The following is a 25,569-nucleotide window of genomic DNA, read 5'->3' as shown; positions in this document are numbered from 1 at the left end:
CAGCTTTTTTTAGATAAATTATTTCTTTTAGTTCGGTCTCAGTATTTTTTTATATTCGGCAAAAAAAGCCAGCCCATCAAAACTCTGTTATTTGTAAAGTTATATTATTGAGATTACTTTAGTAGCTTTTTTAAACGTACAATTGCTCTTTCATAATTCTTTATTGCTGCATGTTGATAAAAAGTGACAGCCTTGTCCTTATTGCCAATCACCTCGTGATAAACTCCTAAATTATAAGAAGCAAGAAAACTTCCCGTCCCTTTCACACTATCATACTTATCCGTATCCCCGATTTCTAAACATCGAAGAAAAGATTTTTCAATAAGCGGAAATAAATGGATGTATTTGTTAACGTTGCTAAAAATTAAGTCCATATAAAATAAACCGCATGCGAAATGGAAATCTGGGGAATCGACAAATCGGTCCCGCTCAGTTTCAATTAATTTCAAGCCTTTCTCGAACGATTTATTTCCTATAATCGTATATAAATAATCAATAATGAAACTATGACGGTACCATGATCTCAATGGAGCAAGATGATAACTCTTTTCAAAATATAATTCTGCTTGTTGCAGTTGTTGCCGCAACTTATATTGTTTTCCTACTTGATACAAAACATAATCATTAAGAGGATCTCTTTCCAATTCTAGCAACAACAACTTGAGGTTTCGATCCGTTTTGTCTGTATAAACATATCCATCGTGATACACTTCTATATCCAAATTTTTTCTCGGTAAATCAGACTCTACCTGCTCATGAATTCTTCCGACATATTTCACCCCTCTAGGCAGCAACCGTGATAGATAAGACTGCGCATACCTCTTCTCACCATCTTGCATAAACTCATCAATTATTTTAATCCGCCCAATTACTTTTCCATTTTTTTCTATAAAATTACGTATAACGCTTCCGCAGTCATTCATAATATATTCATCCGCATCTAATACGAAGTTCCAATCACTCGTGGATTTTTCAAGTGCATAATTCCGGGCAGCGGAAAAATCATTCACCCATTCAAAATCGAATACTTTCGCACCAAATGAATAAGCTATTTCCTTTGTACGATCGGTAGATCCTGTATCAACAATGACCATCTCATCAACAATACCTTTGACACTTTGCAAACAACGGCTAAGATGTCGCTCTTCATTTTTTACAATCATGACTAATGCTAATGTTGTCAAGATTTCACCCCATAAACTTTGATACATTCCTTTAACGCCTCCCGCCAATGCCTTAATTCCTTAAATCCATTTAATCGTAGAGCCATATGATCCAATACAGAATATGGAGGGCGTTGAGCAGGTCTTGGATAATCTTTTGTTTTACATGGATTAACTACTATATTAATACTGGCCTCTTCGAAAATGGCTTTTGCAAATTCATACCAAGAACAATGACCTGAATTAGAAATATGGTAAACTCCATATTTTTCAGTCTGAATAAGTTGAAAAATGCATCTAGCCAAATCAACTGCATAAGTTGGACATCCAATTTGATCATCAACGACAAACAACTGTTTTTGTTCTTGCGCTAGCTTTAACATTGTTTTCACAAAATTATTTCCATGTTTCCCGTAAACCCATGATGTTCGAATAATAAAAAATTTAGAGTGAAGGTCTCTTACAAACTGTTCACCGGCTAGTTTACTTTTTCCATATACGCTTATCGGATTCGTAAAAGCAAACTCGTTATAAGGCACGTTGGCGGTGCCGTCAAACACATAATCGGTGCTTATATAAACAAACTTAGCACCTATATGCTCTGACGCTACGACTATGTTTCTTGTTCCGTATGCATTAACTAAAAATGCTTGATCTGGTTCGGATTCTGCTGCATCTACTTTTGTATAAGCAGCAGCGTGGATAACGACATTAGGTTGGATATGGTCAATAACATTTTTCACTTGCTGAAAATCCGTTATATCGAGTTCTGCTCGTCCATATCCATATACTTCATATTTCATCTCTTTTAACAATTTGACCATTTCTGTGCCTAACTGCCCTTTCGCACCAGTAACTAATATTTTTGGTTTACTCATTCTCTTTCACCATATTGCTTTTGATAATAAGCCATGTACTCTCCAGACTTAATACGTTTCCACCAATCTGGATTATTGATGTACCATTGAATCGTTTCCTCAATTCCCTTGTCAAACGTATATTGTGGTTTCCAACCAAGTTCTGTCATAATTTTCGTAGGATCGATTGCATAGCGGCGATCATGCCCTGGACGATCCGCTACATATTTAATTAACGACTTTGAAACTCCAAGTTTTTCAACAATTAAATGGACTATTTCGTTATTTGTCCGTTCATTATGTCCGCCGATATTATATACATCTCCTGACTTGCCCTTATGAATAACTAAATCAATAGCGGCACAGTGATCTTTAACATGAAGCCAATCGCGAATATTTTGACCATCACCATAAATAGGAAGATCTTTACCTTCTAATGCATTTGTTATCATTAATGGAATTAGCTTTTCTGGAAAATGATATGGTCCATAGTTATTCGAGCAACGTGTAATATTCACATTTAATTCATATGTTTTATGATATGCTCTTACAAGTAAATCTGCACTAGCCTTACTTGCTGAGTAAGGGCTGTTTGGAGCAAGCGGCGTTTCTTCCGTAAAATACCCTGTATCTCCTAAACTGCCATACACTTCATCGGTAGAAATTTGAACATATTTTTGGATATTGTTCGCCTTCGCGACATCCAACAATACCTGAGTCCCCAATACATTTGTTTTAACGAAAATATTTGGGTCAGAAATACTGCGATCCACATGCGATTCAGCAGCGAAATTAACAATCACATCAATATGATGAGACTTTACAATATAATCAACGAGTTGATAGTTTCTAATATCACCTTTAATAAAGACATACTGTGGATTTTCTTGAATATCTTTCAAATTTTCCAAATTACCAGCATAAGTTAACAAGTCGTAATTAACGATTTTATATTCAGGATATTTATTTAACATATAATGCACAAAATTGCTGCCGATAAAGCCTGCTCCGCCAGTTACTAAAAGATTCATAGAGTTCTCTCCCATACAAAATTAATTTCTGCATCCGCTAACAATGGATGATTTGCATCTTTTTCCGAAAGAACAGGGTCAGTTACTGGCCAATCAATCCCTAATGACGGATCATTCCAAAGAATGCCCCGATCATGCTCAGAAGAATAGTATTCATCGACTTTATATTGCACTTCTGTATTCTCTACTATTGTACAAAAACCATGCGCGAATCCTTTAGGAACTAACAATTGTCGTTTATTGTCCGCACTCAAAATAAATCCTTGCCATTTTCCAAACGTCGGTGACCCTTTACGAATATCAACGATCACATCATAAATCGCACCGCGAGTAACACGAACAAGTTTTGTTTGGGCTTTCGGATTTAGTTGATAGTGTAACCCTCGAATCGTCCCCGCTTTTACGGAAAGAGAATGGTTATCTTGCATAAACCGAAGGTCGAAACCTAATTTACGAAATGTTTGTTCATTATAACTTTCCATAAAAAAACCGCGCTCATCTTTATATACAGTAGGCTCGAATATAACCACTCCATCAAATTCGGTTTGAATAATCCTCATATCGCTTCATCCTTCAATTATTTCATATTCTTATTAAACGAGCTACCGAAATCGACATCTTTAGCCAGTTCATTGGCCCGCAAATAGGATGTATGCGTACCGGCATCCGTCCACCATCCGTCCAAAATATCATACGTCAATTCATTTCGTTCAATGTAAGCATTATTCACATCTGTAATTTCTAATTCGCCTCGTGCAGACGGCTTTAACGTTTTAATAATGTCAAATACTTTAGCATCATACATATAAATTCCCGTAACCGCATAACGGCTTTTCGGCTTCTTTGGCTTTTCTTCAATACTCTTAATTCGATTACCTTCGAGTTCAGGAACGCCAAATCGCTCAGGATCCTCAACTTCTTTAATTAAAATTTTCGCTCCTGCTGCCTGTTTTTTAAAGTTTTCAACATAAGGAACAATGCTGTCAGAAAATACATTATCCCCTAAAATAACCGTCATTAAATCATTACCGACAAACGCTTCACATAGACCTAATGCTTGTGCAATTCCACCAGCTTGATCCTGTACTTTATATGTAAACTCAACATCAAATTCAGAACCACTGCCTAAAAGATTCACAACATCTCCCATATGTTCGCGTCCAGTCACAATTAAAATGTCAGTAATATTAGCCTCTTTCAGTTTATAAATTGCATGGTAAATCATTGGATATTTGCCAACTGGTAGCAAATGTTTGTTTGTTACTTTGGTAAGCGGGTAAAGACGGGAGCCTGTCCCACCTGCGAGGACGATGCCTTTCATTTAAGTAATCCTCCTGTAAATTCATCCTTACTTAACTAATTAACTAACCCTGCGCGTACTATAAACTGATAAGTATCCGCGTCAGGTAGTGATCTCAAATAATCAGCAACTTGCTGAGGAAATACATTCAAATTAGTTCTAAATTCTGTTTGCTCCGGTGGACACACTGTTCTATTCATTTCTTTAATCGTTAATCCAGCGTCTTGGAACAACTTGACAACTCCGGATCTAGTAAAGAATCTAATATGAGTATTATCTATAAGACCTAATTCTTTATAAGGGAATCTACCTTGTAATAACTCTGCTATGACAGAGCAATGAGCTATGTTAGGAATGGATACAAGAATTTCCCCATTTGCACTTAGATAGGGTTTGACACGCTTTAATACATCCAAAGGATCATATAAATGTTCCAAAACATCCGCAAAGATAATAACATCGAATTCCCCTTTTTGGAAATGCTGACTAAAATCGAAATTGTTAAGATCGCCTACAATAACATTATTAGAATATCTTCTTGCCTTTTCAGCAGCCACCGCATCATATTCTACACAACTAACTTCACAGCCTAATAAATTAGTTAATATATTAGTCATATATCCAGTGGCACAACCTAATTCTAAAACTTTTTTATTTTTTCCAACCATTCTCAGTATCATAGCATGAGAATTGTTTTCAGCGTTTATATCTATGTTAAAATCATATTTAGTTCGCTTTAATTGTTGAACAAGTTTATGATACTCTGTTTCCATTAATAGTTTATATTTTTGTATTTCTCCTATTCTATCTGAAACATTTGAATTAAATATTTCTGTAATCTCCGAATTATTCAATATTTCATCTATGAATCTATTTATATAATCTAACCAATGTTTTAAGGCTAATTCGTAGTTCCTATCACTTTGTAAAAAACCTTTTTTTCTAGCCTCTATAATTGAATGAGCAAAATCTATTATTCCATTTAACTGCATTTCAATTGATTGTGATTGCTGATCATCATGAATCCTAAAATAACTTAGTGTTTCGCTAATATAAACAACTTTTCCTTTAGCCAAAAGATTAAACCATGAAGCTAGATCAACATTGCACAAATATTTCCTTCCAAGGAAAGTACCAAAAGGCTCATCTAAATCACTCTTCCTGAATAACACTGTAGTAGGCTCACCAATATAGTTAATCAGTGACATTAATACATAATCTGCCATCATTTTTCCATCTATAATAGTATCTGATTCAAAAAGCCGTCTCGTACTAACAATATCCTTTAAAAAATTCCCATTTCTATCAATTAATTGTCTATGTGATGTTACTAACTTTATTTCATTATTTTTATCATTTAGATAATAATTCATCATTTTTTCAATTTTTTGGGGATGAAATAAATCATCGTCCATTAAATAATTAATATATTCTCCTCGTGCAAGGTTAAACAGCTTAACATCATTTTCAAACTGACCCAATCTGACCGGATTTTTAATATAGGTTAAGTTATCATATTTACAAGTATATTTAGATATAAGTCTCTCAATTTCGTCGTTCGTGCTATCATCACATACTATTATTTCTATATTCTTATATGTTTGATTTAAAGCACTTTGTAGAGCCAACTCAAAATAATATGGTTTGTTATAAGATGGAATTAGTATGCTTACTAACGGATATTTCTCATTAATCATTAAATCTTTTGATTGTTTTTCAACTGTTTTTATTTCGAAATTAATCTTCTTATAAACATCTAAAAGCTCTTCAAAATTATCGTTATCTTTTTCCTGTTTAAGTTGCTCTATAACATTAGCTAAATATTTCTCACAACTATTGAGCGCAATTAAATAATCTTCCTTCTTTTCTAAAAACCCTTTTTTCCTCGCATATAAAACCTCATGAGCATAATCTAAAGCCCCATCTAATAACATTTTTGTTGATTGCAGTTGTTGACTATTATGAATTCTGAAATAGCTTAGCGGTTGGGAAATATATACCGCTTTTCCTTCCGCTAACAAGGTTAACCATGTTGCTATATCTACATTGCAACCGTATTTTCTACCTAGAAATGTTCCAAATGATTCCTTTAAATCAGATTTTCGAAACAATACTGTAGTTGGTTCACCTATGCAGTTAAAATTATGTTTTAAAACTAAATTTCCTAAATCCTTTCCGTTTATTACCGTATCTTCTTCAAAAAGAGGCTGTGTCAGAACATTATCTGGAAGTTGTTCCCCATTTTGGTTTATCATTTTCCTACTCGAAGTAACAAGTTTTATTTCTTTATTTACATCACTGATGAAATAGTTCATCATTTTTTCAATTTTTTGGGGATGGAACAAATCATCATCCATTAAATAGTTAATATATTCTCCATTGGCAAGGTTAAATAATTTAATATCATTTTCAAATTGTCCCAATCTAGTTGGATTTTTGATATAGGTTAAATTATCATATTTAGCAGTATATTTTTTGATTAACTTTTCTGTTTCCTCATTTGTGCTATCATCACATACAATAACTTCAATATTTTCATATGTTTGATTTAAAGCGCTTTGTAAAGCAAGCTCAAAATAATGCGGACGATTGTAAGTAGGAGTTAGTATGCTCACAAGGGGAAGAAATGTCTTGTTGAATCTCTGAACATTTTCCCCATAAACATCAATAAATTTTTTTCGATCATTATCAAATCCATTTTTCGCATCCGCTATACCGCAGTCATGAACACACCATGGCTCGTTTTGGCGCACAACCCCTACATCATAACTCGCTAATAAAAATTCTTGACACTGGGAGAGATCATAAAAATGCCAACCCGTAAACAAGTCTTCTCGCCATGGGATATCGTATTGAGTGATCATTATTAACCCGTTAATAGCTTGAACGGGTTCATACTCTAGTTCTGTTTCCTTAAAACTTAGTAACTTCATTTCTCCAGTATGACTGTCATAAACCTTTCCAAATCGTTGCGTGCTCTCCCACCAAATTCCATTTCTAGGAATTGTCTTCGCTCCAGCTACTCCAATCATCCCTAATTTAGGATACTTGTCAAAAAGAGCAATAATGTCATATAAGAAATTTTTATTAACTATAAACACATCCTGATGCAAATACACTTTATACTTTGCATCTGTCTGCCTCATTCCTTGGTTGTATCCTGAAGTAATACTCTTAGCATTTTCAATTTTAATAATTTCAATTTCATATCCATCAGGTACATTAAGGGAATTTACATAACGAACTGACTCTTCATATAATTCATGATTGTTAACACAATAGATGAAAGCAACTTTTTTTTCATTCATTACAAAGACTCTCCTCTTGCAACCCTTAATAAATCTAATACATGTTCGTCAGGTTGCTGAATTTGCCGTAAAAAATTCTCTGCCAATTCGTTTTCTCCATAATATAGCAATACATAACCGAGATTATAGAGAGTATCCTCGTTAGTTTTATCGAGTTCATAAGCTGCTTGCAAATACGGTAATACTTGCTCATGAAGTCCCTGCTCAAAACAGATAATGGCTAGCGATTGCAATACTTTTATTTTGTCAACGATACTTGTATTGATCACTTCTTTAATTAACTGTTCTTCTATTTCATCTTGTACAAATTTTTTAGCAATAATTTGTTTTGTTTCTTCTACGTCTATATCAAACTCTAACCGACGCATTAAAAATGTTAGCTCTTGAATCTTTTTTAATGATTCTTCATTTATTTCCTCGAATAATTTTTGAATTTCATCATCTGGGTTTTTAATTAGAGAAAGATATCGATTAGCTAATTGTTTCTCACCATATGCATTTAACACAAACGCTAAGTTATAAAGAGTATCTGTATTTTCTTGTTCTTCTTCAAAAGCCGCTTGCAAATAAGGAAGAACGTGTTCATGATATCCTGCCGCAAAATTTTCAATAGCAATTTGATTAAGCATGGTAACAGATGAATGATAATTTTCTTTAACTGTATTGATAATGTGTTCCATTGGATAATGATTTAACTCTTCTAATACTTTTGGGTCATTACTTTGTTCCGAAGCTAATTTATTTAGTAAAGATAAAAGTTGCTCATTCTGTAATTGACCAGAAACTAAAAAGTAGCTTGATTCTAACATCGGACGAATAGCGTCTCCACGCACAGCAATTAGTTGATTGATAAATTGCTGTTGATCAGCGTTAATAAAAGACTTTAAACCAGATATTGAAATATTAAAACCAGTATCCTTTAGTAAATTTTCAATTTGTGAAAAACTATACATGTTTATGTTATGTTTCACAAAAGGATTATACCCATTTAATAAGTCTTGTATCACTAGATAGTGACCAATATTAGGGATTTTAGCAATAAATATTCCATTTTCCTCAAGATGTTCTTTAACAAATTCTAGTAATGATTTATCTAGCTTAACGTCATTATCACTAAATAAAATAGCGTCAAACTTTCTTTTCCGTATTTCTTCATTCTCAAAACTGCTAGTAACTTTAGCAAATCGATTTGCTTCTTCAATGGAAAATGGATTGTTCTCTATGCCATATAATTTTGCTAAAGGATATTCATGTTTCACTTTTAATAAAGTGCCACCTGATCCACAACCAATATGAAGAACTTGAATGGCTTCTTCTTTAGAAGCATCAATCAACTCAATCATTTCATAATCAATTCTGTATGAATTTGAGTCTGTTCCCCATTTTTCTTTAAATTTCTTTTCATTTTTAGTCAAAACTTTAGAATATGTATTTACGTCTTTTTTCCAAGATACACTCCCATAATGATGAATAAACGTATCTCTGCAAAGCATCAAACGGTATCCTGCTTTACGTAAACGCACAGAATAGTCGTCATCTTCAAAATTCCCTGGTGTAAACCGCTCATCAAGTAAACCAACTTCATCAACCGCTTCCCTTTTAATCAGCATACAAAAACCAATGAGCTTTAACCGCTCTTCCCATTTATCAGGATTAGACACATTATGACTTGCAGCAAATTGGTGCATTTCATCAATAGACGTATAGTTTACAGGGATGGTTGAATAATAAGCTGCCGAATTAGTCACTGGCCCTACTGCCCCAATATCATCAGAACTATATAAACATGTCAGTAAATTATCCAACCAGTTGGCCGTTACTATCGTATCATTATTTAAAAAAAGTATGTTTTCCCCTGTTGCAATCTCAATTCCTTGATTACATCCTTTTGGAAAGCCTAAATTTTCATTATTAAAGATTACCTTAATATTCTTTTGTTGTTTTAACCACTCTACCGTACCATCAGTAGAGTGGTTATCAACAATAATAATTTCATAACTGCCTTCTTTTGTATATTTAGTAATACTTTCTATACACTGCTTTGTATAATCCAATTGATTATGAGTGAGAATGATAATACTAGTTTTCATGTAAGTCTCCTCTTAATCCCCCTGCTGCATCAACCATTTACTATCAGGGTAAATATTTTTTGCTTTTTTCAATATATTTTTTCGTTCTGCTGACATTCCGTTTAGTTTCATAAGCTCTAATACATATTTATATAATCGAAAATCGTTATAACCGAGATTAATTCCTAATAGTCCATATTGAATCGCCTCTGTAAATTGGTTTTTCATTGCTAGCCCTTCGATAATGTTGACAAAACCTTCTGCATCTAAATCATTCAAATTTTCTATGCTTTGATAAAAGCCAAGGGCAACCTCAAAAAATTCATAACGATGAAGAAGATTTCCAAGATAAAGATTTACTTTATTTTCGAACTTATCTTTTTTTGAAATTAATTGTTCAAATAAATGATCTTTTTTTAGTTGGACTGTTCTTTCAATTAGTTTCAAATAAAAATCTTGTTTAGGCACATGCTTTGTTTCATCTATTATAAATAATAAAAACTCTTTTTCTTTTTTATCACTAACAATCGCAGATAACATTTGTACAATCTCTCGTTTTCCTACACTTAAAGAAGCAATTAAAATATCATATAAGTCTAGGCAGCCATTTTTTATATAATTTTCTAATGAAGATATAGAGCTGTTCATTAATGTTGTAATTGCCTCTTCGTATTCACCTTTTAGAATATTGCGTTTAATTTGAAATCCTTTTCTAATAGCTTCGTTTGTTAATTTTGACATAAAATAATCCGCAATCGTTGTCAAATTTAGATTAAGAATAATCCTTAATAGTAGCGATATATCTCTTTCATTAGTAAACCAATTTCTTTTTTCAAGGAATTGAATTATTTCATTTTCAGAGTGAAACTTCGCAAATAAACCTAAAACATTGTATAATGCCTCATAGCTCTTGTTGTTAACAGATAATGCACTTGTATAATGATGGACTGCTTCTTGGAGGTTACCTTTATATTTGTAAATATGCCCAAGCAAAATGTGCGGATCGTACTCCAAGTATTCTATGCTTCTTATAAACCGCTGAAATTTATTTTTGTTTTGGACTAATTCAGTTAAAACTACTAAAGCATCATCATATCTATGTTGTTTAAAATAAATTTCTCCTCTCAAATATTTAAAATCAGGTGTTTCACTATAAATGTTCTCTGCATCACTTATAACGTTCAATGCTTCATTAAATCTTTTTAAATATGTTAAACAAAGGATAATCTGTATAATACAAAGAGAGACCCAACTATATCCAAAATCAGGTTTATTTTTATAAGCTTTCACATAATATTCAAGAGCTTTTTCCACGTCTTTTGAAAGATATTCATTTGCTAAATTAAAGTAATCAAATCCCTTACTTCCAGACAATTTTATTTCCTTATCGAGTAATTTCGCATTCCGTCCCTTTTTATTCTTTTCTTTAACAATTTGCGTTATGTATCCAGAGTGAAAAATGATTAAAGGAATCATCTCTGTGGTTAAATCTTCATTTTCATTTTTTTTCAGTTGTTCGTGAATTGAACGAAAATAACGAATGTTAGTTGTATTTCGATATATTCTTGTATTTCGATGTTGAACAATACGCTCTCCAGACGTTCCTATAAAGTTATAAATGGTTACATCATAGCCATCTATATATTCTTCAGAATTCTTTAATTTTGTTATAACTTCCTCCAAGTTCGATCTATCTACATATTCATCTGCATCAAGTACTAAAATCCATTTCCCTTTTGCCTGCTTTTGTGCATAGTTCCTTGCATCCGCAAAGCTATTTGTCCATTCAAATTCATATACTTGATCTACATATTTTAAAGCGATTTCTTTTGTAGAATCTGTGGAGCCAGTATCAACAATAATGATTTCATCCACAATGCCATAAACAGAATCAAGACAACGTTGTAATACCTTTTCTTCATTTTTTACAATCATACATAAAGATAACAATGGTTTCATAGTACACATCCTTTTTCACCCAATTGCTTAAAAAAATATCGTGTCATTCATTTCAAAGGATAGACACGACACTTTTTTAAACGTCCCTCTTCTTAAAAAGAGGGACATTATTGTATTAGCGGAGTAATTGAAGAACTCCTTGAGGCTGTTGGTTAGCTTGAGCCAACATAGCTTGTGCTGCTTGAGTAAGTATGTTGTTTTTCGTGAATTCCATCATTTCTCTCGCCATATCTACGTCACGGATACGAGATTCCGCAGCAGTTAAGTTTTCAGCTGAAGTCTCTAAGTTATTAATAGTGTGCTCTAAGCGATTTTGAAGTGCTCCAAGTTTTGAACGTTCTTTTGACACGTTTTGAATTGCAGCATCAAGTAAAGACATAGAAGCACTCGCAGCAGCGTTTGAACCTACTGAAATACTATTAATACCAAGAGCAGTAGCGTCCATATCAGTAATACTTAATGTGATAATTTGACCATCGTTTGCTCCTACTTGGAATGTAGCCGAAAAATTACCATCTAATAAATTTTGTGTGTTAAATTGTGTCGTAGTTGAAATACGATCAATTTCAGACAACAATTGATTTAATTCGTCTTGGATGTTTTGACGGTCTGCAGTTGTGTTCGTATCGTTAGCGCCTTGGACCGCTAATTCACGCATCCGTTGAAGGATCGCATGTGTTTCATTTAATGCACCTTCAGCTGTTTGAATTAAAGAGATAGCATCTTGTGAGTTTTTAGATGCCATTTCCAACCCGCGAATTTGGCCGCGCATTTTTTCAGAGATGGCAAGACCTGCTGCATCGTCGCCAGCGCGGTTGATGCGGTAACCTGAAGAAAGCTTTTCAAGGTTTTTCGCAGTTTGTGTGTTGTTAAATGAAAGTTGGCGGTAAGTGTTTAACGCCGAGATGTTGTGGTTAATTCTCATGATTTTTTCCTCCTTGAATTGTTATTTTTCCACGTCCATGTGGTATGAAAAGAGCCGCGTCGGCCGCCGCTGCTCTTTACATGTTTTATATCGGATTGTTTTTTTGATGTTTAATAGTGTTTAAAGAAAAAATAGGACTTTTTTAATAGAAAAATAAAATGGTTGAACATCCTTGTTTGATTACGGTTTTTACAGTTTCAAACCTCAGGTTTATTTTTTGTTGAGCTTTTCTTGAAATTGTTTTAACAGGTCAAGGTCGGTGCGGGAAGCCGCGCTGTTTTCTGTTTGAATGGCGTCATATATTTCCTTTCGGTGGACATCGATTTGTTTTGGAGCTTTAATGCCGAGTTTGACTTGGTCGCCTTCGATGGCGGTGATGGTGATTTCGATGTTGTCGCCGATAATGATGGATTCGTTCAGCTTTCTTGTTAAAATGAGCACGGCTTCACACCTCCTTCTGTTCCATAAGTGGATGCTTCGTTTTATATGTAGTGCCTGTTAAAATCACTTGCTTGGCCCTTTTGTTTTTTTGATTGATGATGACCGGAGCTAGCAGATTGGCGGTTGTGTTTTCGAACGGCTCTTCTAACGTTAAAATCACATAGACAGCGATGTCTTGTTCCGACTCGATTTCCAGCTGCTCAATCGTCGCATCGTCTAAGTCGATAGCATAGTCTTTGAAAAATAAAAAAGGAATAGTCATGACAAAAGCAAGTTCCTTTGTGTTGACCGATTGCAAAATAAAAAATGGCGATTCGGCGCCAAATGGCAAAAGCACAAATTGCTTTTCATCTAAAAACCCCGGGATTCCTGATGGAAATTGGATGATGCTGTCGCTTGCGGCTTCTATTTCGCCATGATATTTTGTCTCTAGTTTCATGTTCTCACAACCTTCATATGTTCATTTCAAAGTTTTGTCCTTTAAAGGTGAGGTTGGCAAAGTCGATTTTTAATTTTTGGTATTGGGCGATTTTTATATCGACTCTGCCACGGTCGTAATGAATGATCGGCTTATTGGGAATGGCGCGAAATTCAGCCTTTTTCAAATGCCAATTAATGTCAAGTTTTCCTGGTTCGTAATCAAAATTCACACTGAACAGCGATGGAATCCAGCCGACATTCACTTCATACATCGGGGATTCGCTGTTTTCTTTCGCTTGATCAGCCAGCGGGCTGCCGCCGTTTTCAATTTTCATCAGTTCATCTCCTTGCTCGGCGCGGCGGGCAATACCTTCAAGCCAAGCTTGATAGCCTTCCTCAGCTATTTTTTCAATGAAACGGAACGTGTCAGCTAAATTCCGGTCTTCCCACGCTTTCGTTTGATCGATAGTCAATTTTCCAGGCGTGCGGTTGATTTCCACCGCTACTTTCGCCGGCTGCAAGTCGACATCCGCTTTCGGCTGTTTGATCGACTGCTTTCCAGGAGTAGTGTTGATCGCAATTTTCGCCATTTGGCTTTCCATTCTGATTTGCGGCAGGAGCATTCCTCTCACCTCGACTGACAACATAAGTTTTAAACAGAAAAGAAATTCTCATCTTAACTCCGTTGGTGCAAACCAACAAACAATTTTTATTGGGTTTCAACTATTACGATACAATTAAAATTCCTCAATGATAGGAACAAACTATATACTAAGAACAATGCAAAATCTAATTAGCCGGGAATTGAAATTTCTTCGATAAAAACTGTGAACCCTTTAGAAGCAGGAAAACATGGGGCAAAAACAAAGTCATAACGATGAACAAAAAGGACCTTTATGCAGGTCCTTTCGCTCTCACATTATCGCAAAAAATCAACTAAGTTTGGCTGAATGATGCGGGCGCTGACAGCAAGCGCTGCTCTGTGCGCGCTTTCTTGCTCTTTCAAGTCGATGATGACCCGTTCGATGTCGGCATCTTCATTGTCTGACAAAATTTTTGTAGAGATTACTTCCTGTTGACCGATGCGGTTTTCCATCTGCTCGATCCGGTTGTAACGGGCGCCAAGCTCAGCCCGTTCTGCACTGAGAGCATCAATATGGTCATCAAGCTGGCCGAGCAGGGTGTCCAAGTTCGTTGTGTCGTTGTTTTCCAAAGCATTTTGAATGTCTTGAATTGTATCAAACAATGCTTGGTTAAAGACATTGTCAGGCGTTATATTCACTTGGATTTGAATGTTTTTTGAAAGCTCAATTTTAAACGGTTCATTGTTGTTATTAACGACAGGCGGGTCGCCGCTGACAGGCGCTGAGTCTGTTTTCGTTCCATTAAAAATATAGCGACCGGCCACTTGTGTGTTGGCGACAGCAACAAGGTCGTCTTTAATTTGTTTCAATTCGCGGGCAACCGCATCACGTTCGTCTTCCGAATTTGTACCGTTTTTTGCCCGAATCAAAAGCTCGCGTATTCGTTGCAGCCCTTGGTTGGCCTGTTCTAATCCCGCTTCAGAATTTTCGATCCAAAGGTAAGCCTCTGATAAATTTCGTTTATATTGTTCAACTTCCTTTAAGTTTGTCCGATAGTACAATCCTTTCATCGCTACAACGGGATCTTGGGACGGGCGGGTGATTTTTTTTCCTGTCAACATCTGATCTTGATATTTTCCCAGCAGCTCATAGCTTTTACTTAAATGGCGGAGCGAGTTTTGCGCAAGCATCGATTGAGTGACACGCATATGCTGCACCTCTCTTTCATTAAATAAATTTTTTGTACAAATTCATAACGTGCAAATAGTACATTTCTTATATGATTTGCACTTCATCGCCTTATTTCATTTCATACATTCTGAACCCGACAATTTTTGCTTTCATTTTCCACTATGGTTATTCAACCGTCAATTTTACTTTATCTCCCGACCAGTCCCATGCCGTTTATGATTCGGTCTAAAATTTCATCCTGCAAAGTGATCATTCTTGCTGCGGCGTTGTACATATGCTGGAATTGGATCATGTTTGTCATTTCTTCGTCTAATGAAACGGAGCTGACGGATTTGCGGCGTTGTTCAACAGATGAAACTAAAGTTTCTGAATTTTCCTTCATCCGCTCCGCTTCTTGTGTCATAACAGCCATTTCGCCGATAACAGCTTCAAAATAACTTTGAAACGAAGTATTTTTTACTTCAGCAAGCTTCAGCGCATTTTGGCCGTCGCCGATTTCTCCTGTAGCAGAAGCTGCAATTCGATCGCGATTCATATCATCCGATACTTTAATGGCAGCCGCAGCGCCTTTAGGAGAGCTTAAACCTCCGAGATCAAAGAAATCACGCTGTGTTTGAACGCCGTTGTTTATGTCCTCAAGGCTCCATCCGTTTCTGTGGACAGTGTTAAATGCGTTCGCAAAATCATATGCCATTTGATCTAAATCTGACATCATGCTAGGATAGATGCCGCGTTCAATCGTGCTGCCTATGTTCGTATAACCGTGCGCCTCGATTAAGCCTTTTAAACTTCCATTGATGTTTAAATTTTCAACAAAATCGTCTGCCCCTATCATTCTTCCACCAACAGAAATAGATTCGATGAGACCGTTCGTCTTGGATTCATTGAGGCTAAATTGTCTTACTTTGTATCTATTTCCGTCGACAAGGGTGATTGGCGGTTCGAAGCCAGCGAGCTCGACAGTTACTTTTCCTTCGGCTACTTTCAAAGCGTTGCCTCCGCTTTCAACCGGCGTCACTTTAATATCAATATACGAAGAAAGCTCATCCAATAATCGATCGCGCTCATCATACAAATCGTTTGGCAAATAACCATTCGGTTCTACTTCGCCGATTTGTTTGTTAATTTGGTTGATTTGCTCAAGCAAAGAGTTGATTTTCGTTGTTGCGACATCGAGTTCGTTGCGTAAATCTTTCTGATTATGCTTTAATGATTCCGCCAAATAATTGAACGTTTCTGTAACAGCTCTTCCGCGCTCAAGGACAACAGAGCGGGCGCCCAGGTTGGAAGGGTTGACCGCCAAATCTTGCAGCGATTGCCAAAAGCTATCCATCGTTTTGTTCAAGCCTGTCTCGTTCAGCTCGTTCATCACATCTTCCATTCTCGATAATGCGTTGAATCTAGAGCTCCAGTAGCCAAGCTTAGAATTTTCGCCGCGATATTGTACATCAAGATAGCGGTCGCGGATCCGCTGCACTGTTTGTGTATCCACCCCTGTTCCAAACTGCCCAGGGATATCAGCTCGAAAACGGCCTGGTGTCGGATACGCTTGCTTTTGCACAAGGTTTACCCTCTGCCGCGAATAACCAGGTGTCTCGGCATTTGCCACATTATGTCCAATTGTATATAAAGCGCTTTGTGCGGCATACAATCCGCTTCTAGCCGCTTCCAGTCCAAAAAATGTTGATACCATTGCGAATTCCCCCGTTAAATTTTTGAATCAAACCATGAACGCCGTTTCGATTGCTTCGATTCTTGATTCGGATTCGTGTAATTCGGCGATGCTTCCTCCGGCATGAAAAGATCAAGCGTTAAATTCACAACCTGCAATGCTTGCAATGCCAGTTGTTGATTGACAAAATTCGCGTTTTTCAAATTAGCCAATACGTTTGTCAATTTTTCTTTTAGATTTATCAACCGTTCTTTATCCTCATTTTCCGCTTTTTCAATACAGGCGGAAATTGTTAAATCGTCTTCTCTTTCTAAAAAGCAAGCCGCTGCTTTGATCCGTTCCTTTTCAGCATTTTCAAGCTGCATTACATATTTCTGCTCTTCCTTTAAAAGCTGCATTAATTGATTAACATCATCTTTTTTCAGCAAATCCGTTTTTTTTACTGCCAAGTTATACAATTGTTCATGAATGATTAACTGCTTTTCTAAAACGTTAATTAAATTGGCAAGAGACACGAAAACGTCCTCCCCGCAAAATTCAATACAATCATATTTACCGGTGCTTCGTTCAAAACATTGACAAGATGATCCAAAGCCGGACATGAAAAATAATTTTTTGTTGTAAAGATGAAGATGCTAAAAATGCAGAAATGTACAATATAGTTGCCCAGCACATTTTCATTCTGTTCCAAATCAAAAATCGAAACAGGCTGCTTCGTACGCAACCAAATCAAAAACCGAAACGGATTGACGCAATTTATTCTTCATTTTTTTTCTTATAAAATTGGATCATGCTTTTCGCGATCAGGTCTGGGGCGATTTTGTAAGTCCCGCTTTCAATTTCTTTTTTTATCGCCTGCACTTTTTCTTGGCGCTGAAGATCAAAACCGCTCGTCTGCTGAAGCTGTTTTGCCTGCTTGGATATTTCCACTCTATCTTTTTGGACTTCCACTTTCATCTGCTTGCTAGCATCCATTTGCTTTTGATAAGGATTAACGTTTGATGACCGATAGCTGTGAATCTTCATGGACACCGCCTCCTTTCCTGCTCTAATGGAACGATTGTTTCAGCTGGAAATCTATCTCTATATTCATTATCGGATCGATAGAGGGATTTGTTAACGTTTTTCATTATTTTTCGGTTGGATAGCGTAGTATGTTTGCATCTTCTCTTTCTCCTCCTGAAACTGCTCTTCTCTTTCCATTTGCTCAATTTGAGACTGTATTTCCTTTTTGCAAGAAACACAAAGTTTTCCCTCGCGAATAAATTTGCCGCACCGTGAACAAGGATAACCAAGGTTCGGGAAGTTCGCCAGTTGAATGCGTCCTTGATGAATAAACTTCAGTATTAAGTCCTCTTCCACTCCTGTTTTTTCCACAACTTCAGTAATGGTCGATCTGCGGTTTTCCTTTTTTCTCAAAAAGTTATATACTGTTTCAAATGCCTTTTCTTCCTCTTGGTAGCAAGCATCACATATTGAACGAAGCCGCGTTTTGACAAACAAGGAACCACATTTTGGGCAGTTTGCTAATTCCCCCATAAAAATCCACCTTTCAAAAATCTTCCTATTATTATTATTTTATATCGGAAAAACGGATTTGTCATTTAGCTGCGGACAAGCGTAAATGATTCGACACTTTTCGCACCAGCGTTCATCAGCTGCTTTGCAGCTTGGCGTACCGTTGCGCCTGTTGTGTAAATGTCATCGATGATAACAATATGTTGACCATGTACTTGTTTTGGATCTGTTACAGTAAACATATTTTTCGTCTTCATTCGGTCGATCCGTGATTTTTTTGATTGTTTTGCTGCATCTGTTTTGCGCAAAGGCTCAATAATCGGAAGCTGAAGGAGCTGGGCCAATAATTTTGCTTGATTAAACCCGCGTTCCAAAAGCCTTTCTTCACCTAATGGGATGGGAACGAGAATCATCGATTTGTCGAAGTGATGGTGAAATGCTTTCACAAAAGGTTCGGAAAACATCTGCGCCAATATCGCATCCCCGCGGAATTTAAACCTAGCAAGCACTTCTTTCATAAATTCATTATATTGAAAAACAGAGCGGTTTTTCTTTATCACTCCATGATAGTCAGGATGTTTTTCCCAAGCCGCGCAATCAGTACAATACTCGGCTTTTTCACTTTGCCTCCCGCACATTGGACAAATGGGGCCTGATATAACGTTTAGCTTGCTGGAGCATTCTTCGCATAAAACAGGGTCTTTTTCAAGGAAAAAAAGCCGTCTCCAAGTCAAGCGGACATCTATACTTTTAAAACAATAAAGACATCTTCCCATATTTCGCATCAAGCCTTCCTATTATCACATCGTGGGTTTTCTGAAACAATTCTTGCGCATTCTGCCAGGCTGACAAGAAGAGATGTCATTTGCTGCCGATCAAAAAATTCCGCTCTTACATATGTAATTTTATCTTCACTCGTTACATAACGGGGCTGAACTCTATTTAACACTAGAGCTAAAACATCATTGCGGCAAGTTGGGCACGTGCATTCCATATGAAATTGGTCAATATATTCATCTAGCAATTCTTCCATAATTTTTTCCAGAGCGTTTACTATCATGTCCTCACCCCAAATATATGATCTCTAATCTGTATTATATTGGATCATACTGGAAAAAGGAATTTCTTTTTTCAGCCAAAATTGAAAAGATTTTTCCAACTTTACACATTCTGTATCGTTTCCTTCATTTTCTAAATACTAACGCTTTAACAAATCTTCCTTTGCCGCTTCCCGATTCATAGCAAGAATATGGTGTTTCGCTGCAATCATTTCATTTGTTTTGCCATAATGGAAAAAGATAACGGAGCCTGTTGGATTGTTCATGCTCCGTCCAACACGGCCGGATATTTGAACAAGGGCACTTTCTGTAAAAATGGTTTCTTCTGCTCCTAAAACAGCTGCATCAGTTCCAGGAACTGTTACACCCCTTTCCAAAATGGTAGTTGTGACAATGATCGGAATCCGGCCATTTCGAAATGCCCGAACCTTTTCTTTCCTTTGGGGATCTTCGGCATGTACTCCTTCAACCGCTGAATTCAATTTTTTTAGTAACGGAACGACATCATGAAGCACTTTGATTTCCGGTACAAATAGAAAAGCTTGTCTTTCCTTTTGCATTTGTTCGGCTGCCCATGTGATGATATTTTTCGGCAGCTTTCCTTTCTCCAATCTTTTTTTCCAATTGCCGCACCATTTGAATTCAGGAACAGGTAGGGGATAACCATGGTATCGAGCAGGGATTTTCACAATTTCGGAAGGCTTAAAATGCTGTTTAATTGATGAGGAGGGAGTCGCAGTTAAATAAATAAGGGAGCTGTTTCGTTTGCGTGCTTTTTCAACCGCAAATTGTAAAGCAGAATCTACAGAATATGGAAAAGCATCCACTTCGTCAAGAATCACCACGTCAAAGGCTTCTTTATACCGAAGAAGCTGATGAGTCGTTGAAATGGTAATTGGGCTCAGCTTCAAACGATCTTCGCTTCCTCCGTAAAGCACTGCCACATCGATGCTCGGAAAAACGTTTTTCAAACGCGGTCCAAGCTCCAAAACAACATCCGTACGCGGTGCAGCAATGCAAACAAATAGCCCTTTCTGCAAAGCTGTGTTTATGCCGGCAAACAGCACCTCTGTTTTTCCTGCTCCGCAAACTGCCCAAATGAGACAGTCTGTACGCTGCAAAACGGACTCCGCGATCCGGTCAGATGCTCTTTTTTGCGCCGGAGACAGTTCACCATCCCATTGCAAAAAGTTTGTTTGATCCGATTGGATCGAATGTTTTTCCTCCTTCTCTCGTCTTGGAAAACTAACAAGCTTTGAGCATTCACTTACTCGCCCCATCATGATGCAGTTCCGGCAATAATGACAAAACTTTCCGCACTTTGCACAGTCAAAGCCTGCAAATAAAAAGGGCTGATCATTTCCACATCGATTGCAATAAAAAAAACCGGATTTTTTCACAACGCCTTGTTCTATTTCAACGAAGAGGGCATTTTGAACGGCATCCATTGAAAACGGGAGCTCATTTGAAAGGAGATGTCTTCCGAGAAGATGTTTTTGAAGATCATGATCATGCATATAAAACCTCCGCTTGTACATACCATATTGTTCCTTACTATTATTTTTTACCTTATATTTTCTGAAAAATCAATATATTTATTCAATTGATCTTATTGCTTTTCGTCCGAATGAAAGATGCTAGATGAATCATTTATATCCTTCATTTCTGTAAAAAATAAAAGGTGCTTTTTGCACCTTCAGATGGTCAGACACCATTCCATTTTTTGGTGGATCACACCTTTTCTCGTTTTGAAGGGGAAGTTCTTTTAAGAGGATGGATACAGCCATTTTTCACAATGGGTTTAACGTTTCCTTGCAATTACTTTTTATACCAGCAGAGACCCATAGCTCCCTCTCCTAGATGAGTTCCAATGACAGCGCCAAAATAGCTGATAATAAATTCAGAATTTGGATATTTACTTTCGAGCTCCTCTTTCATTTTTTTGGCATCCTCCGGCCTGTTGGCATGAATGACAGCCGCCCGCACCGGATGTTTGCTTGCAGCTTCGTCAAATAATTGATAGATACGTTGGATTGCTTTTTTACGCGTACGAATTTTTTCATACGGCACGATCACTTTATCAACAAAATGAAGAAGAGGCTTCAGTTGCAGCAGGTTCCCTATTAAAGCTTGAGAACCGGTTAATCGTCCGCCGCGCTGAAGATGAGAAAGATCGTCCACCATAAAATAAGCATCCATTGATTTTTTAATTTCATCAAGGCGAGCGATGATCTCTTCCGGTTTTTTCCCTTCCTTTGCCATTTTCGCTGCTTCAATTGCATAGAATCCCTGAGCCATACAGCTTATTTCCGAATCGTAAGGATATACCTTAATGCTGTCTACCATTTGACCTGCTGTGACAGCACCATTGTAAGTGCCGCTGATACCGCTTGAAAGATGAATGCTGATGACTGCATCATATTCTTTCGATAAGCTTTCAAACAACTCGACAAATTCACCAACTGGCGGCTGAGAAGTTGTAGGCAGCTCTTTCTGGCGCTTTATTTCTTCCCAAAAACTCTCTGCTGTCATATCTATCTCTTCACGATAAGACTCGTCTCCAAAAATAACGCTAAGAGGAATCATATGTATGTCATGCCTCTTTCGAACTTCTTCAGGAATGTAAGCAGTACTATCTGTTACAATCGCAATTTGCATCATGTTTTTCCTTTCCTTTTAATAATTTCATTCTCTCCTTTATAAGACTATTTTATAAAAAAAGCAAGCTTTTATCATTAACTTTGCCGGATTTCCATGAAACTGCAAGAGGATGAAAAATTTTTTAGCTGCTTCAAAGTCTTTATACTGCCATTTATGCGGATTTCGTTTTGTCGATCGGCTCATTATGATTTTCGTTGAGGTTATTCTTATGAGGTCTACACCTTTTTAAAGGATTTTTGAGCAGCTTAAACGGAGCTTTTATGTGGATTCCAATTGCGGTTACCAATTTTGCTACATTTTTTCTTGTTTCTGAGCAAACCGACCTCTTCCCAGCGCCTGTAGTTATTTGAAGAGGCCGTTATGCTTCCTGTTGATTTATTTTCGCCTAAGATGTGAGTTCTGCAAAACCGGAACATTGAATGTAATGCTTCCTATGATTCATTCTCGTAGCTTCTGATCAAAACATTTCTCTGGTCAGGATCCGAATAGATTGACAAGTTGCCAAATGATATTATGTTTCCAGCCGTAATGAAGAAATGCAATTGAATTCATTTATCATCGCTGGACAATCAGCCAAGTCGGAAAAAACAATATAGATACACCGAGCAAAATTGGTATTTAGAAATCAATCTCACTTTCACGGTTTGACGATTCAAATCGTTCAAAATTAATCGCCATGGAAAATATGTAACTTTACTTAACTTCCACCCAGCCGTTTTTAATGGCAAGAACTACAGCTTGTGTTCGATCGTTGCAATTTAATTTTTGCAAAATGTTGCTGACATGGTTTTTCACCGTTTTTTCGCTAATGAACAGCGTTTCACCGATTCTTCTATTGCTTTTTCCATCAGCAAGCATTTGCAAAACTTCACACTCACGTCGGGTTAAAATATGAAGAGGGCGCCGGACTGTAGCTGGAATTTGTCCATTATTGGCTGATGACAGACGGCGGAACTCATTGACTAGATTGTGAGTTACTTTTGGATGTAAATAGCTTCCTCCCTCTGCCACGATTTTAACTGCTTCTACTAAAGTGTCAGCATCCATTTCCTTCAATAAATATCCTCTCGCTCCGGTCTTCAAAGCATGTATCACATAATTTTCATCATCGTGGATCGATAATATAATAACCTTCGTATCCGGATATGAATTAACCAGCTGCTTAGTAGCTTCAACGCCATTTACACCAGGCATATTAATATCCATAATGACAACATCCGGCATATAGCTTTCAACAACTGTTAAAGCTTCACTGCCGTCATAAGCTTCCGCAACCACTTCAAAATTAGGCTCAAAATCAAGAATACGTTTTATACCTTCCCGAAACAGAGCATGGTCATCTATTATGACAATTTTAACTTGATTATTCATTTACAATCCTCCCCATTATTATTTTTTCAGTGGTGTATGCATGAAGTCAATCAGACCATTTCTCTATTTCATAGATTAGTAGGCAATTGAATAATAATGAACGTTCCTTTTCCGGGTGCAGAATGGACTGCCATTTTCCCATTCAACAGCTCCACTCGTTCTTTCATTCCCATTAAACCGAATGACTCCTTTTTTTCTTTAAACACTTTCTTTATATCAAAGCCTTTGCCGTCGTCTTTTATTGCAACATTTACTTGGTTTGGACGGACTTCAAATTTAACGTCAATTTGCTTTGCTTCCGCATGCTTCAAAGCGTTCGTTACAGATTCTTGAACAAGCCGGAACAGGGCCACTTCAAATTTCGGCGGGAGCCGTTTTTCTTCCACATCACTGATGTTTTGAAAATTGATTTTTATATCTTTTTCATATTCTTGAATAGTCGAAAGGTACTTTCTAAGTGTTGGAACGAGTCCTAAATCATCCAATGCCATAGGTCTTAAGTCATAGATAATGCGGCGAACCTCAGATAACGCATTTCTCACCATTTTTTTTAAATTTTGAACTTCTTGAAACCCTTCTGCAGTCCCTTTTTCCCGAAAAACCCGTTCAATCAGATCAGAGCGCATCAGAACATTTGCAAGCATTTGGGCTGGTCCGTCATGTATTTCACGTGACACCCGTTTTCGCTCTTCTTCCTGCGCTTCTATAATTCTTAAGCCAAAGGCTTGTTTTTTCTTTGCATCTTCCAGCAAATCGCCAACCTGCCGCAAATCTTGGTTTAAATATTGCAGCACAACAGTAATTTGACCTACTATGACCTCTGCTCGTTCAATCATTTCTTTTAATGATAAAAGCCGGCGGTCCAATTCATCCCGCCGTTTTCTTAATTGTTTTTCTTTTTCTTGGAGCATGGCCAGTTCAATTTGAATATTTTGCGCTTTTTCATAGGCATTCAAAATATCTTGTTCTGAAAACTTGTAGAAGTTGCGGCTGACTTCCACGAGGCGCTGCCGTGCGATTTTCGATTGAATCGTCAGCTTATCGGTTTGCTTTATCACCTCACTTACTTGCTCTTTCACTTCTTCCAATTCTTCTACTATTTTCTCATACTCTGTGCGGGATTTTTCACCGATTTCAAAAATTTGATCTTTGCTTGATTGGACGGTTTCGATCATTTTATTTAAAATATCGTCTATTACAGTAGAATCTATTTTTTTGGAGTTCACAGCCTTTTCCTCCATTTTAAAAAAGTTGTTACAAAAACTTTATCAGTTCATAATTGAAGTAAAAATTTTGTCGTTTTATAATATTCTAATGTGAGTGTTTTTTTATAAAAAAAGTCGATTTTTGTCAAAAAAAAGTTATGCCGTTTTGTTTCTTCTGCGGAGGTGATACACAATGCTTTCCTCCTATTATACCGTAGCTGGCTTTGGAGAGCATGAAATCGTGATTCAAAAATCACGATTTATCTGCTATATTAATCGTGCCAAAACTGAGAAAGAAGCTCAAGAGTTTATTGATACAATCAAAAAAAAACATTGGGATGCCACACATAACTGCTCCGCATATTTAATTGGAGAGCATGACCAAATTCAAAAAGCGAACGACGACGGAGAGCCAAGCGGAACAGCAGGAGTGCCGATGCTTGAAGTGTTGAAAAAGAAACAACTAAAAGACACTGTCGTTGTTGTCACCCGTTACTTCGGCGGGATTAAACTCGGCGCCGGCGGGCTGATCCGTGCATACGGAAAAGCTGTTTCAGAAGCCATTGACCACGTTGGCATCATCGAACGCAAGCTAATGAAAATTATTCGCACTACGTTCGATTACAGCTTTCTCGGCAAAATCGAAAACGAATTGCGCTCGTCTGTCTATAAGCTGAAAGACATCTACTATACCGATCATGTGGAAGTTGAAACATATGTAGAGGAAGGCCGGGTTCAAAGCTTCAAAGACTGGATGACCGATCTCACCAATGGGAAATGTGTGATCCAGGAGGGGGATTTCGTTTATTTGGAGGAGAAAATCTAATTTTTTTATG

At 36.9% G+C, this 25,569-nt stretch carries 23 protein-coding genes and 3 pseudogenes; 1 reads left to right on the top strand and 25 read right to left on the bottom strand.

All coding sequences use genetic code 11. The features are described 5' to 3' along the window. Positions 1-113 precede the first annotated feature (113 nt). The 25 genes and pseudogenes from NSR00_RS14895 to NSR00_RS14785 all read right to left on the bottom strand — a co-directional run bounded on the left by NSR00_RS14895 (position 114) and on the right by NSR00_RS14785 (position 24,754). A complete protein-coding gene (locus NSR00_RS14895) occupies positions 114-1,211 on the bottom strand; it encodes a glycosyltransferase family 2 protein (RefSeq protein WP_340789610.1) in 1,098 nt (365 codons plus the stop codon). After that, the gene (rfbD, locus tag NSR00_RS14890; RefSeq protein ID WP_340789609.1) at positions 1,181-2,041 is read right to left on the bottom strand and encodes a dTDP-4-dehydrorhamnose reductase; all 861 of its coding nucleotides are present in this window, start codon (positions 2,039-2,041) and stop codon (positions 1,181-1,183) included. The genes NSR00_RS14895 and rfbD overlap by 31 nt, the downstream gene beginning before the upstream one ends. Further along, positions 2,038-3,051, bottom strand: a complete 1,014-nt coding sequence (gene rfbB / locus NSR00_RS14885; protein ID WP_340789608.1) for a dTDP-glucose 4,6-dehydratase — start codon at positions 3,049-3,051, stop codon at positions 2,038-2,040. The genes rfbD and rfbB overlap by 4 nt, the downstream gene beginning before the upstream one ends. Continuing rightward, entirely contained in the window at positions 3,048-3,611 is a 564-nt protein-coding gene (gene rfbC / locus NSR00_RS14880; protein WP_340789607.1) for a dTDP-4-dehydrorhamnose 3,5-epimerase, read from the bottom strand. Before rfbC ends, rfbB begins: the two co-directional genes overlap by 4 nt. 17 nt (positions 3,612-3,628) lie before the next feature. Further along, the gene (locus NSR00_RS14875; RefSeq protein ID WP_340789606.1) at positions 3,629-4,372 is read right to left on the bottom strand and encodes a sugar phosphate nucleotidyltransferase; all 744 of its coding nucleotides are present in this window, start codon (positions 4,370-4,372) and stop codon (positions 3,629-3,631) included. Between the two features lie 35 nt (positions 4,373-4,407). Continuing rightward, a pseudogene (locus NSR00_RS18165) lies at positions 4,408-5,091 on the bottom strand (class I SAM-dependent methyltransferase); the annotation flags it as partial. A gap of 123 nt (positions 5,092-5,214) precedes the next feature. Further along, positions 5,215-6,048 (bottom strand): annotated as a pseudogene (locus NSR00_RS18160) (glycosyltransferase family 2 protein); the annotation flags it as partial. A gap of 327 nt (positions 6,049-6,375) precedes the next feature. Then, positions 6,376-7,659: pseudogene (locus NSR00_RS18155) on the bottom strand (glycosyltransferase); the annotation flags it as partial. After that, positions 7,659-9,749, bottom strand: coding sequence for a glycosyltransferase (locus NSR00_RS14865; protein ID WP_340789604.1), 2,091 nt, complete (start codon positions 9,747-9,749; stop codon positions 7,659-7,661). The pseudogene NSR00_RS18155 and the gene NSR00_RS14865, both read right to left, overlap by 1 nt. A 12-nt stretch (positions 9,750-9,761) precedes the next feature. Continuing rightward, positions 9,762-11,687 carry a tetratricopeptide repeat-containing glycosyltransferase family 2 protein gene (locus NSR00_RS14860; protein WP_340789602.1) on the bottom strand — a complete coding sequence of 642 codons (1,926 nt, stop codon included), beginning with the start codon at positions 11,685-11,687 and terminating at the stop codon, positions 9,762-9,764. 115 nt (positions 11,688-11,802) lie between these two features. Further along, positions 11,803-12,612, bottom strand: coding sequence for a flagellin N-terminal helical domain-containing protein (locus NSR00_RS14855; RefSeq protein WP_340789601.1), 810 nt, complete (start codon positions 12,610-12,612; stop codon positions 11,803-11,805). Between the two features lie 210 nt (positions 12,613-12,822). Beyond that, positions 12,823-13,053, bottom strand: coding sequence for a carbon storage regulator CsrA (gene csrA / locus NSR00_RS14850; RefSeq protein ID WP_340789600.1), 231 nt, complete (start codon positions 13,051-13,053; stop codon positions 12,823-12,825). Between the two features lie 4 nt (positions 13,054-13,057). Beyond that, positions 13,058-13,492 (bottom strand): flagellar assembly protein FliW, encoded by a 435-nt coding sequence (gene fliW / locus NSR00_RS14845; protein ID WP_340789599.1) that lies wholly within the window; start codon positions 13,490-13,492, stop codon positions 13,058-13,060. Between the two features lie 13 nt (positions 13,493-13,505). Then, a complete protein-coding gene (locus NSR00_RS14840; protein ID WP_340789598.1) occupies positions 13,506-14,096 on the bottom strand; it encodes a DUF6470 family protein in 591 nt (196 codons plus the stop codon). A gap of 296 nt (positions 14,097-14,392) precedes the next feature. Then, positions 14,393-15,265, bottom strand: a complete 873-nt coding sequence (flgL, locus tag NSR00_RS14835; protein WP_340789596.1) for a flagellar hook-associated protein FlgL — start codon at positions 15,263-15,265, stop codon at positions 14,393-14,395. 170 nt (positions 15,266-15,435) lie between these two features. Beyond that, positions 15,436-16,941, bottom strand: coding sequence for a flagellar hook-associated protein FlgK (gene flgK, locus NSR00_RS14830; RefSeq protein ID WP_340789595.1), 1,506 nt, complete (start codon positions 16,939-16,941; stop codon positions 15,436-15,438). A 14-nt stretch (positions 16,942-16,955) separates the two neighbouring features. Next, positions 16,956-17,435: a flagellar protein FlgN gene (locus NSR00_RS14825; protein WP_066246862.1), complete on the bottom strand. Its 480-nt coding sequence runs from the start codon at positions 17,433-17,435 to the stop codon at positions 16,956-16,958. A 241-nt stretch (positions 17,436-17,676) separates the two neighbouring features. Continuing rightward, on the bottom strand, positions 17,677-17,946 hold the full coding sequence (gene flgM, locus NSR00_RS14820; RefSeq protein WP_063386297.1) for a flagellar biosynthesis anti-sigma factor FlgM: 270 nt from the start codon (positions 17,944-17,946) through the stop codon (positions 17,677-17,679). Positions 17,947-18,036: 90 nt separating this feature from the next. Further along, a complete protein-coding gene (locus NSR00_RS14815) occupies positions 18,037-18,459 on the bottom strand; it encodes a TIGR03826 family flagellar region protein (RefSeq protein WP_063386298.1) in 423 nt (140 codons plus the stop codon). Positions 18,460-18,524: 65 nt separating this feature from the next. Then, positions 18,525-19,223, bottom strand: a complete 699-nt coding sequence (locus NSR00_RS14810) for a ComF family protein (protein WP_242513831.1) — start codon at positions 19,221-19,223, stop codon at positions 18,525-18,527. Further along, the gene (locus tag NSR00_RS14805; RefSeq protein WP_063386299.1) at positions 19,223-19,498 is read right to left on the bottom strand and encodes a late competence development ComFB family protein; all 276 of its coding nucleotides are present in this window, start codon (positions 19,496-19,498) and stop codon (positions 19,223-19,225) included. Before NSR00_RS14805 ends, NSR00_RS14810 begins: the two co-directional genes overlap by 1 nt. Before the next feature lie 138 nt (positions 19,499-19,636). Continuing rightward, positions 19,637-21,013 carry a DEAD/DEAH box helicase gene (locus NSR00_RS14800; RefSeq protein WP_340789593.1) on the bottom strand — a complete coding sequence of 459 codons (1,377 nt, stop codon included), beginning with the start codon at positions 21,011-21,013 and terminating at the stop codon, positions 19,637-19,639. Positions 21,014-21,314: 301 nt separating this feature from the next. Next, entirely contained in the window at positions 21,315-22,154 is an 840-nt protein-coding gene (locus tag NSR00_RS14795; protein WP_340789876.1) for a DegV family protein, read from the bottom strand. A gap of 696 nt (positions 22,155-22,850) precedes the next feature. Then, a complete protein-coding gene (locus NSR00_RS14790) occupies positions 22,851-23,528 on the bottom strand; it encodes a response regulator (protein ID WP_063386301.1) in 678 nt (225 codons plus the stop codon). Positions 23,529-23,596: 68 nt separating this feature from the next. Beyond that, on the bottom strand, positions 23,597-24,754 hold the full coding sequence (locus NSR00_RS14785; RefSeq protein ID WP_340789592.1) for a sensor histidine kinase: 1,158 nt from the start codon (positions 24,752-24,754) through the stop codon (positions 23,597-23,599). 172 nt (positions 24,755-24,926) lie between these two features. On the opposite strand from NSR00_RS14785, the gene NSR00_RS14780 reads away from it, so the two are divergent. Continuing rightward, on the top strand, positions 24,927-25,559 hold the full coding sequence (locus tag NSR00_RS14780) for a YigZ family protein (RefSeq protein ID WP_340789591.1): 633 nt from the start codon (positions 24,927-24,929) through the stop codon (positions 25,557-25,559). Positions 25,560-25,569 lie beyond the last annotated feature (10 nt).

It is taken from the genome of Aeribacillus sp. FSL K6-8394, from assembly GCF_038008865.1.
Lineage (GTDB): Bacteria > Bacillota > Bacilli > Bacillales > Aeribacillaceae > Aeribacillus > Aeribacillus composti.
This window is presented reverse-complemented; position numbering and strand designations above follow the sequence as displayed.

Excerpts from the sequence above, each read along its gene's own strand:
- NSR00_RS14895 (WP_340789610.1), bottom strand. The coding sequence starts at position 1,211 with ATGTATCAAAGTTTATGGGGTGAAATCTTGACAACATTAGCATTAGTC.
- rfbD (WP_340789609.1), bottom strand. The coding sequence starts at position 2,041 with ATGAGTAAACCAAAAATATTAGTTACTGGTGCGAAAGGGCAGTTAGGC.
- rfbB (WP_340789608.1), bottom strand. The coding sequence starts at position 3,051 with ATGAATCTTTTAGTAACTGGCGGAGCAGGCTTTATCGGCAGCAATTTT.
- rfbC (WP_340789607.1), bottom strand. The coding sequence starts at position 3,611 with ATGAGGATTATTCAAACCGAATTTGATGGAGTGGTTATATTCGAGCCT.
- NSR00_RS14875 (WP_340789606.1), bottom strand. The coding sequence starts at position 4,372 with ATGAAAGGCATCGTCCTCGCAGGTGGGACAGGCTCCCGTCTTTACCCG.
- NSR00_RS14865 (WP_340789604.1), bottom strand. The coding sequence starts at position 9,749 with ATGAAAACTAGTATTATCATTCTCACTCATAATCAATTGGATTATACA.
- NSR00_RS14860 (WP_340789602.1), bottom strand. The coding sequence starts at position 11,687 with ATGAAACCATTGTTATCTTTATGTATGATTGTAAAAAATGAAGAAAAG.
- NSR00_RS14855 (WP_340789601.1), bottom strand. The coding sequence starts at position 12,612 with ATGAGAATTAACCACAACATCTCGGCGTTAAACACTTACCGCCAACTT.
- fliW (WP_340789599.1), bottom strand. The coding sequence starts at position 13,492 with ATGAAACTAGAGACAAAATATCATGGCGAAATAGAAGCCGCAAGCGAC.
- NSR00_RS14840 (WP_340789598.1), bottom strand. The coding sequence starts at position 14,096 with ATGCTCCTGCCGCAAATCAGAATGGAAAGCCAAATGGCGAAAATTGCG.
- flgL (WP_340789596.1), bottom strand. The coding sequence starts at position 15,265 with ATGCGTGTCACTCAATCGATGCTTGCGCAAAACTCGCTCCGCCATTTA.
- flgK (WP_340789595.1), bottom strand. The coding sequence starts at position 16,941 with ATGGTATCAACATTTTTTGGACTGGAAGCGGCTAGAAGCGGATTGTAT.
- flgM (WP_063386297.1), bottom strand. The coding sequence starts at position 17,946 with ATGAAGATTCACAGCTATCGGTCATCAAACGTTAATCCTTATCAAAAG.
- NSR00_RS14815 (WP_063386298.1), bottom strand. The coding sequence starts at position 18,459 with ATGGGGGAATTAGCAAACTGCCCAAAATGTGGTTCCTTGTTTGTCAAA.
- NSR00_RS14810 (WP_242513831.1), bottom strand. The coding sequence starts at position 19,223 with ATGCGAAATATGGGAAGATGTCTTTATTGTTTTAAAAGTATAGATGTC.
- NSR00_RS14805 (WP_063386299.1), bottom strand. The coding sequence starts at position 19,498 with ATGATAGTAAACGCTCTGGAAAAAATTATGGAAGAATTGCTAGATGAA.
- NSR00_RS14800 (WP_340789593.1), bottom strand. The coding sequence starts at position 21,013 with ATGCATGATCATGATCTTCAAAAACATCTTCTCGGAAGACATCTCCTT.
- NSR00_RS14795 (WP_340789876.1), bottom strand. The coding sequence starts at position 22,154 with ATGCAAATTGCGATTGTAACAGATAGTACTGCTTACATTCCTGAAGAA.
- NSR00_RS14790 (WP_063386301.1), bottom strand. The coding sequence starts at position 23,528 with ATGAATAATCAAGTTAAAATTGTCATAATAGATGACCATGCTCTGTTT.
- NSR00_RS14780 (WP_340789591.1), top strand. The coding sequence starts at position 24,927 with ATGCTTTCCTCCTATTATACCGTAGCTGGCTTTGGAGAGCATGAAATC.